General features: G+C 61.0%; 8 protein-coding genes. 1 reads left to right on the plus strand and 7 read right to left on the minus strand.

Going from position 1 to position 8,144, the window contains the following annotated elements:
- The 3 genes from WBP53_RS04265 to WBP53_RS04275 all read right to left on the minus strand — a co-directional run.
- Positions 1-878, minus strand: an 878-nt coding sequence (locus WBP53_RS04265; protein WP_423926279.1) for an SPFH domain-containing protein, incomplete at its 3' end; no start/stop codon positions are given.
- 157 nt (positions 879-1,035) lie between these two features.
- Positions 1,036-1,968 (minus strand): hypothetical protein, encoded by a 933-nt coding sequence (locus WBP53_RS04270; RefSeq protein WP_423926281.1) that lies wholly within the window; start codon positions 1,966-1,968, stop codon positions 1,036-1,038.
- Positions 1,965-3,404, minus strand: a complete 1,440-nt coding sequence (locus tag WBP53_RS04275; RefSeq protein ID WP_423926283.1) for a transglutaminase domain-containing protein — start codon at positions 3,402-3,404, stop codon at positions 1,965-1,967. Before WBP53_RS04275 ends, WBP53_RS04270 begins: the two co-directional genes overlap by 4 nt.
- Positions 3,405-3,491: 87 nt before the next feature.
- Here WBP53_RS04275 and purT point away from each other — a divergent pair, with 87 nt between their 5' ends.
- A complete protein-coding gene (purT, locus tag WBP53_RS04280; RefSeq protein WP_423926285.1) occupies positions 3,492-4,676 on the plus strand; it encodes a formate-dependent phosphoribosylglycinamide formyltransferase in 1,185 nt (394 codons plus the stop codon).
- Between the two features lie 335 nt (positions 4,677-5,011).
- On the opposite strand, the gene WBP53_RS04285 is transcribed toward purT, so the two are convergent.
- The 4 genes from WBP53_RS04285 to WBP53_RS04300 all read right to left on the minus strand — a co-directional run bounded on the left by WBP53_RS04285 (position 5,012) and on the right by WBP53_RS04300 (position 7,946).
- A complete protein-coding gene (locus tag WBP53_RS04285; RefSeq protein WP_423926287.1) occupies positions 5,012-5,743 on the minus strand; it encodes an arginyltransferase in 732 nt (243 codons plus the stop codon).
- Between the two features lie 283 nt (positions 5,744-6,026).
- Positions 6,027-6,413 carry a hypothetical protein gene (locus WBP53_RS04290; protein ID WP_423926289.1) on the minus strand — a complete coding sequence of 129 codons (387 nt, stop codon included), beginning with the start codon at positions 6,411-6,413 and terminating at the stop codon, positions 6,027-6,029.
- Between the two features lie 30 nt (positions 6,414-6,443).
- On the minus strand, positions 6,444-7,325 hold the full coding sequence (locus WBP53_RS04295) for an acyl-CoA thioesterase (RefSeq protein WP_423926291.1): 882 nt from the start codon (positions 7,323-7,325) through the stop codon (positions 6,444-6,446).
- 45 nt (positions 7,326-7,370) lie between these two features.
- Complete coding sequence (locus tag WBP53_RS04300; RefSeq protein ID WP_423926293.1) at positions 7,371-7,946, minus strand: N-acetylmuramoyl-L-alanine amidase; 576 nt, start codon at positions 7,944-7,946, stop codon at positions 7,371-7,373.
- Between the last annotated feature and the right edge of the window lie 198 nt (positions 7,947-8,144).

Genomic DNA, 8,144 nt, shown 5'->3' on the forward strand with positions numbered 1-8,144 from the left:
AGCGTTCCTGCATTGACCACAGGCTGGGTCGCGCGATCGCCACAGAGGACCACCAGCAAATTGCTGACCATGGCCGCCTTGCGCTCGTCATCGAGCTCTACCACGCCACGTTCACGCAACTGATCAAGTGCCAGTTCGACCATGCCAACTGCGCCTTCGACAATGCGGGTGCGCGCAGCCACGATGGCGCTGGCCTGCTGGCGTTGCAACATGGCCTGGGCAATTTCCTGGGCGTAGGCAAGATGACTGATGCGCGCTTCGATGACTTGTACACCCGCTTTCGCAAGGCGCTCCTGGACTTCGTCACGCAGGTTCGCATTGACCTCGGGTCCATTGCCGCGCAGCGAAATACTCACGCCATCATGGGCATCGTAGGGGTAGCTAGTCGCCATCTGGCGCAGCGCAGACTCGGTCTGCACATGTACGAAATTCGCGTAGTCATCCACCATGAACACGGCTTCAGCAGTATCGACCACCTGCCAGACCACGATCGCTCCAATCTCGATCGGGTTGCCATCGTTGTCATTGACCTTGAGCTTTCCGGATTCGAAATTGCGCACACGCAGCGAAACCGCATTGCGCGTATAAAACGGATTGGTCCAGCGCAGTCCCTGTTCGCGCACGGTGCCAGCATAGCGACCGAACAACTGCATGACGCGGGCAACGTTTGGTTGCACGGCGAACAGGCCCTTGAACAGGAAGAAGAGCAGAAAGCCGAGCAGTATCGGGCCTATGAATTGTCCGAGTGGGGGTTCGGGGTGGTTGGCAGCGGCCGTTGTGAGAGTGTTGATAAACCACGCGGCGGTCAGGCCAAGGGCAGCCAGCAGCACCAGCAGGACCGGGATTCCCGGCAGGGACAGGGCTTTTCTTTCGAACATGGCGGATCTCCAGAATCAGTGTGGGTCTGGATTCACGCTGTCAGGCCGGGTGAGTCATACGCTTCGCCGCCAAGCCCTGTGGCCGTGAATTCTGAACAATAAGATATCATAATGATATCATTTGGCAACGGGTGGATGCCGCAAGCGTCAGACGCAATCAGTCGCCCTGATCCTTGGCGGGGCTTCCATCAAATCGCAGAAGTGGTGCCGGAAGATGCTCGCCACTGACCAGTATCGATTCACCCTCACGGTCGAAACCCAGGGCTTCAGCCTGAGCCATGGGCGGCAAGGGCAGGCGCTGTGGTACGCGTCCGAAAGCCTGCAGCCACGATTCGTTTTCCGCACGAGGAAATAGCCAGACGTCCCGATAGGTCAGGACGATTGCACGGCGCCCATCCGTATCAATGTCCATGGCCGTAGGCAGGTTGCCGAGTCTGGCTGCAGGGAACCTCGCGGTGCGTTCGTCGGCTGTCGGTTGGGGCAGGGTGCGCAGATGGGTCAGCCTGCGCGCAACCTGGACCTTTCCGGTATCCGCGTCGAGGGAAAGCGCATATACCGCAGGCGTCGATGAGCGCTTGCTCAGCAAAAGTATCTGTCGCGAGCGGGTATCCACGGCCATTGCCTCGCAATCGTGCGCTCCGTCCGGGTAGCGAAACCGCATGCGCCATTCCGGTTTGCGCGAAAGCGTTTCGCCGTGCGTCTGCAGAACAGGCTCCTCCACCAGGATCAGTTCGTAGTCCTTGCGGGCGCCTGCGTTGTCGCCGACGTCAGCAATCAACAACCACGATTTTCCGTCCTGCTCGAAGCTGGCGATATCCTCCCAGTCGACCGCGCGAACGCCATCGATCAGCAGTTGTGCTACTTGCTTGCCCTGGGCATTGATCGCTTGCAGGCTGGCTGGCTTTGGCGCGTCGTTGTGCACCCAGAAAATCTCGTCAGCGCGTCGCGACGCTGCAATGCCGCTGATCTCGTCCAGTCCCGATTGGGTGATCAGGGCTTCGAGCCTTGCCGGCGCAAACGGGGCCGGACTGAACTCAGCCGCGCTGGCGCAGTGAACCGCAAGCAGCAGGGGTAGCCAGCCAATCTTCATTGCCGTGTCGGATTGTCCATCGATTCAACACTCAACAACTTCGTTCTGCCCAACAGGTCGAGGCCATTGTAGAAGCGCCAGGGATCACCATCGCCGGAAGAAAACGCGATATGGCCCGCGTCGAATCCGGCCAGGGCGGCGTCGTAACTCTGCCAGCGGCCATCCACCCAGGCCTGCATCCAGGCGTGTGGCACGAATACATTGCGCTGGCTGGCGAAGTAGTCCGAGTAGGCCAGTCCGTCGACAACCCGCGTCGCAATGCCGAGCGCGCGGCCCAGTGTGGCCAGGAGGACGGCATGCTCGGTGCAGTCGCCTTCGGGCTTGCGCACGATCTGCAACGCGGATGCGTAGCCCACTCCCAGTGTCTTGTCGGTGATGAATCCGCGCACGAACGTTTCCAGCGCCTGCATGCGCGCGGCATTGTTCTCGATTCCGAACGTGGCTCCACGAGCCATCGCGACAATTTCCGGTGCGTCGCTCTGCAACCAGTCGTTGGCTTCGTAGTCGGCGGGCTCTGGCGGTTCGCCAATTCCGGAGCGCGCCTGTCGATAGACTTCGACGATCAGCGATTCGCCGTTGCGCTCGACGCTTTGCTCGGATGTCGTCGGAAACTCCAGTGGAGCGCCCTCGCCGACAGGTGCAATCGTGTAGCGCAAGCGAGTCGAGGTTTCCTCGCGGCGCAGTGCCCGCGGTGCCTGCATCAAGGTGTGCTTGAAGACATCGGAACTCTGGTTGGGGGCGGTTGCGCACGTTTCGCTGCACTCGAGCAAGGTCAAGTCGACTCCGAGCGCAGGCATGGTCAGCTTGTAGACGTCACGCTCGCGATCGATCCAGGCAGAGTTGCGAACCAGGGTTCCCGAGAAATCAAAGACCTGCTCGATCCTGTACAGCGATTTCCTGCCCGACGGCAGGCTCACCGGCTCGCGCTCGCCGACCGTGCTGGTGACCTTCACGGCAGCAAGGCTGGATGGCTGGAACGACAGATCAGTGTGCTCCTGGCCCAGTTTCAGTGGCATGCGCAGGCCCGAAAGCCTGAGGCCTTCGGCCAGCAGGGCATCCTTTGGCCAGGGCATCTGGCGTTCCTGCACCCCGGCGGCGTTGTCGACGCGCACGTGCAAGGTTTTGTCTTCGAGTCGTCCGTCCACCCTGTTCTCGTTTCCACTCAATTGCGAAATCGATGTGAATGCCAGCGGTTGGCCATCAATGGTCTCCCTGCTGGTCTCATGGCTTTTCATCGCGATGATGGTGCCGGCGCGGTCGAACTCGATGTCCAGCAGCTGGCGAGTGGTCACCTCATCATCCTGGACTGTCCTGGAGAACTCGAAGCTGCCGATTTTCCGGCCATCCAGCAGAACGCTGTACCAGAGTTCTTCGGCAGGTTTGGCCTGGGCGAGCAGTGGCAGGGCGAGCGCCAGTGTGACAAGCAAACGAAGCATGTGGATCCTCGATCGGGCAGGGAGGCCATTGTGCCGCAGCAGATACAATGGCGGCCAACTTAAACATCCTTGACGGAGACTTGCCGCATGAAGCCATTCGGAACACCGCAGACCCGCAGCGCCATCCGCGTCATGCTGCTGGGTTCCGGCGAACTCGGCAAGGAGGTCGCCATCGAGCTGCAGCGTCTGGCGGTCGAGGTCATTGCCGTTGATCGCTATGCGAACGCCCCGGCCATGCAGGTAGCGCATCGCAGCCATGTGGTCGACATGCTGGATGGCGCAGAGATCCGGCGGCTGGTCGAGCTGGAAAAGCCCGATCTGATCGTCCCGGAGATCGAAGCCATCCATACGCCGACCCTGGTCGAACTCGAGGCGCAGGGTGTCCGTGTCATCCCGACGGCACGCGCAGCTTGGCTGACCATGAACCGCGAAGGCATTCGGCGTCTCGCTGCCGAGGATCTGGGCCTGCCCACCTCGCCCTATCGCTTTGTCGACAGCGAAGAAGAATATGCGCAGGCCGCCAAGGCAATCGGTTTGCCCTTCGTGATCAAGCCGGTCATGAGCTCATCGGGCAAGGGCCAGAGTACGGTCAGGTCGGAGTCGGAACTCTCCGCAGCCTGGGCCTACGCGGAATCCGGCGGCCGAGCCGGCAAAGGTCGCTGCATCGTCGAGGGCTTCGTCGATTTCGATTACGAGATTACCCTGCTCACCGTGCGTCATGCAGGTGGAACCGGGTTTTGCGCACCGATTGGACATCGTCAGGAAGCGGGCGACTATCGCGAATCCTGGCAACCGCAGCCAATGAGCCCGGTGGCACTGGCCGAGGCCGAGCGCCAGGCACGCGCCATTACCGAAGCATTGGGTGGGCACGGCCTGTTCGGCGTGGAGTTTTTCGTCAGGGGCGATGAGGTGATTTTCTCCGAGGTCAGCCCGCGGCCGCATGATACCGGCCTGGTCACCCTGATTTCTCAGGAGTTGTCCGAGTTCGCCTTGCACGCGCGAGCCATCCTCGGCTTGCCGATCCCGAATATTCGTCAACTGGGTGCGTCGGCATCGTGCGCAGTCCTGGTCGAGGGTGATGGCACGGAAATCACCTACGAAGGTGTTGCCCAGGCACTGGCCCAGCCCGACACGATGCTGCGCATTTTCGGCAAGCCGGAAATCCGTGGCCAGCGGCGAATGGCGGTTACGCTGGCGCGAGCAGAATCGATAGAAGAGGCACGCTGCAAAGCCGTTGAAGCCGCAGCTTGCTTGCGAATCAGCGTTGCCTGAAACGAGTGTGAAGCGTGGTGCTGTGCCGCAGGAAACGGCTTCAACCGTGATGCTCCCTCGCAACGTGCCCGCTTTCAACGGTCGAATGACTGGCCAGTGCATTGGGCATGAACGCCATTCTTGCAAGCATCCGATCAGGGGGCACGGGCTTCGATCGCCGGCCTTGCGTTGCTGCTTCGTTTTTGGTCTGAGAGGTCGTTCACAAAGGTGCGACACATGGAAAACGCAGGGGTCCGAATTCTGGCGGGAACTGCGTCTTGCTCCTTCTCCCCTCGGGACAGGGAGCCAATCGCGCAGACTGGCGGGATCTTTTGCAGACCCACTGAGACCCACCCCTACGAATTGTTTTCTTGCGCTGCCTGCTTCTCCAGCACCACCCACTCGCCGGCGCGCAAGACTTCGATCGGCCGGAAGCGAATCTTGTAGTCCATTTTCGGATGGCCCGCGATCCAGAATCCGAGATAGACATGGGCAAGTGCGTGTTCGCGCGCAAGCCGGATCTGCTCGAGGATGGCGAAAGTACCGAGGCCGCGTTCGAGTGCTTCCGGATCGTAGAACGTGTAGACCGATGACAACCCTGCGTTGCAGAAATCTGTCACGGCCACGGCCAGCAGGCGTCCATCCTTGCGCAATTCGATGAATCGGGTTGGACTCCACGATGTGTAAAGGAAGCGCGAGAAATCTTCGGTCTGGGCATCGTCCATGCCCCCATTTGGATGGCGCCATTGCAGGTAGCGTCGATACAGTTCGAAGCGTTCTTCGCTGTACTCCGCCGGCGTGATTTTCAACTCAAGGTCGGCATTCCGTTTTGCGCAACGCCTCTGGGTGCGATCCATCCTGAAATCGGCAACCGGAATGCGGCAGGCGACGCAGGCCCGACATTCCACGCAGCGCGGGACATACACATGCCCGCCTGCGCGGCGGTAGCCACGCTGCAAGCTCAACTCATAGATGTCGGCAAGTTGCGGTGAACCCGGGTCGATGACCAGGTTCTGCGACGTGCGCTCGGCAAAATAGCCGCAAGCGTGGGGAAGGGTCTGGAACAGGCGAACGATGTCCGAGCGCATGGCCTATTGTGCATCAGTGAAGGCTTCGGAAAACGAGACGCGCTGCAGACCCACATCGAAATGGTTTCCCCCCACTCCCATTGGCGGAGGGCTAGGGGGAGGGGTCGAGCGCAGCTCGGGCAGTTGAGGCGCCGGCATCCATGCAGTCGTCATCCGCCTTGATTCCACCCATCCAGGGGGCTCGCCCTTGTGGCCGGATTTCGCAGTTCACGTCCGATCCTGTCGGGCCGCTGTTTCCGGAGGGAGAGGGAACAGCTCAATCCATTGCTGTTGGATCAACTGGCTAGGGCATCAAATAGGAACTTGCGATCAGCAGGATCACGCCACCGATCAAGGCCAGCAGGATCATTCGCGCCCGCATCGAGCTGGCCTTGTGCCGACGAGGATCATTGGGCGTGCGTGCAGCAGCCAGTTCATCGGCAAAGCGCGTGGCGGGTTCGAGCCCGGCATCGCGCAGGATTTCGCGGGCGCGACTCTGATCGTTTGAATCGGTTACCCACACCTGGGCCCAGCTTTCGCTCTCGCCACGCTCGGTGTAGCTGAATCGCTTCCACTCGCCGCCTTGCCAGTCACGGCGATTGCGGATCGTGGTTTCGATGCCTGCTTCCTTGAGCAGGGCGACGACACGATCGACGTTTTCATGGCGAGGTGATGTGTAGATCTGGCGCATGCTGCTTCCTGTTGACTCCGGTGCGCGCGGCTACTCGGATTGTTCGACGACGCGGATCAGTCCTTCCTGTGCGGTCGATGCTACCAGCACACCGTCGCGCGTGAAGATCATGCCACGGGCGAGGCCGCGCGATTGCTGTGCGCTCGGACTGTCGCAGGAGTAGAGCAACCACTCGTCGACCCGGAACGGTCGATGGAACCACAACGCATGGTCGAGGCTGGCCATGCGCACGTTCGGCTGCAGGTAGGAGATCGCATGCGGAAACGTGGTGGTACCAATCAGGTGGAAATCCGACGCGTAGGCCAGCAAGGCCCGGTGCAGCATGGGGCTGTCAGAAATGCGATCAACCAGCCGGAACCAGACGTTCTGATAAGGAGGCTGCTTGGTCGGATTCAGCTCGTTGCGGGGGTGAACATGGCGAAACTCGAATGGACCGGCCTTGTTCAGCCAGCGCTTGCGTTTGGCCGGAATCTTGTCGAGCTCGGAGGCCGGAACCATCTCGATCAGCGGCAGGTCTTCGGGCTTCGGCACCAGGGGCATCGGAAACTGGTGTTCGGCGCCGGGCTCCGGCTCGTGAAACGACGCGGTCATGTTGAAAATCGGCTGGCCATGCTGGATGGCCACGATGCGGCGCGCCGAGAAGCTGCCACCATCGCGACTGCGCTCGACGCTGTAGACGATCGGCGCTTCGACATCGCCGGCGCGCAGGAAATAGGCGTGCAGCGAATGTGCATGGCGACCCTCGTCCACTGTCTGCTGTGCGGCAGAAAGGGCCTGACCCAGCACCTGGCCGCCAAATACGTAGCGCGTGCCGATGTCGCGACTCTGGCCGCGGAAAAAATTGTCCTCAAGGCGCTCCAGCTGAAGCAGGTCGACGAGTTCGCTGACGATGGGTGCGGTCATGGGCTGCATGCGTAGAAGAGACGGGCCAGTATAGCCAAGCGGTGTTGCAGTGCGTCAATCGACGGGCTCGGCGGTGAGTCGGCGCAATCCGGATCCCTCGACAACCCGATCCCACGGAAACATGGGGCCGGGATCAAGGCGGCGCGGCAGCAGCAGGGCCGGATTGTCGCTGGCTGGCTCCTTGCGCTGGTCCAGGATGTCGTGGCCGGCGATCCATTGCAGGCTGGGCAACCCGGCTTTCAGATGTTCGAGCAACGCCAGCAGTGACTGGATCTGCGCGTCTGCGTACGGCTCGGTAAATGCCTGGTGGCGCGAATCGGCCCAGTTCGGATAGCGGCCCAGATTGACCAGCTCGATACCGATCGAGCGCGGGTTGTAGCGATAGACATGGTGGGCAATGCGCAATTCATCCGCGAATCGCGAAATACAGCCATCACGATCGATGTAGTAGTGGCCGCAGTTGCCGGTCAGGCTTTCTTTGTAGTGGACCCGTTCGCCAAATTCGCGAGCCATCGCCATGTCCGGCAACTCGGTGCAATGGATGACAACGAGGTCGATAGCCGAGGCGGACCGCAAGGCCAGGCGCGATTCGTAGGGCAGGGGCCAGTCATGGATGATGAGATCGCTCATGCCTCAAGTTTCGCACGCCGCATCCCTTTCGCGCAGGAAACGGCTTGGGTTGTGAAGCGACCGTGACAACGCTGATCGATTTTCTGCTCGTCATTCGGCCTGCCCAGGAATGATGATCTCTTCAGTGTTGCGTCGAACGACAAGCCTTCAGCGCGTGCAGCTTGCCGATGTTGAGGTTCGCTGCGCTCAACACCTAGC

Source organism: Dokdonella sp. (assembly GCF_049593775.1).
In the GTDB taxonomy this organism is placed as follows: domain Bacteria; phylum Pseudomonadota; class Gammaproteobacteria; order Xanthomonadales; family Rhodanobacteraceae; genus Dokdonella.

Bases quoted from the DNA above. Each gene is read 5' to 3' on its own strand.
- WBP53_RS04270 (WP_423926281.1), bottom strand. From the start codon at position 1,968: ATGAAGATTGGCTGGCTACCCCTGCTGCTTGCGGTTCACTGCGCCAGC.
- WBP53_RS04275 (WP_423926283.1), bottom strand. From the start codon at position 3,404: ATGCTTCGTTTGCTTGTCACACTGGCGCTCGCCCTGCCACTGCTCGCC.
- purT (WP_423926285.1), top strand. From the start codon at position 3,492: ATGAAGCCATTCGGAACACCGCAGACCCGCAGCGCCATCCGCGTCATG.
- WBP53_RS04285 (WP_423926287.1), bottom strand. From the start codon at position 5,743: ATGCGCTCGGACATCGTTCGCCTGTTCCAGACCCTTCCCCACGCTTGC.
- WBP53_RS04290 (WP_423926289.1), bottom strand. From the start codon at position 6,413: ATGCGCCAGATCTACACATCACCTCGCCATGAAAACGTCGATCGTGTC.
- WBP53_RS04295 (WP_423926291.1), bottom strand. From the start codon at position 7,325: ATGCAGCCCATGACCGCACCCATCGTCAGCGAACTCGTCGACCTGCTT.
- WBP53_RS04300 (WP_423926293.1), bottom strand. From the start codon at position 7,946: ATGAGCGATCTCATCATCCATGACTGGCCCCTGCCCTACGAATCGCGC.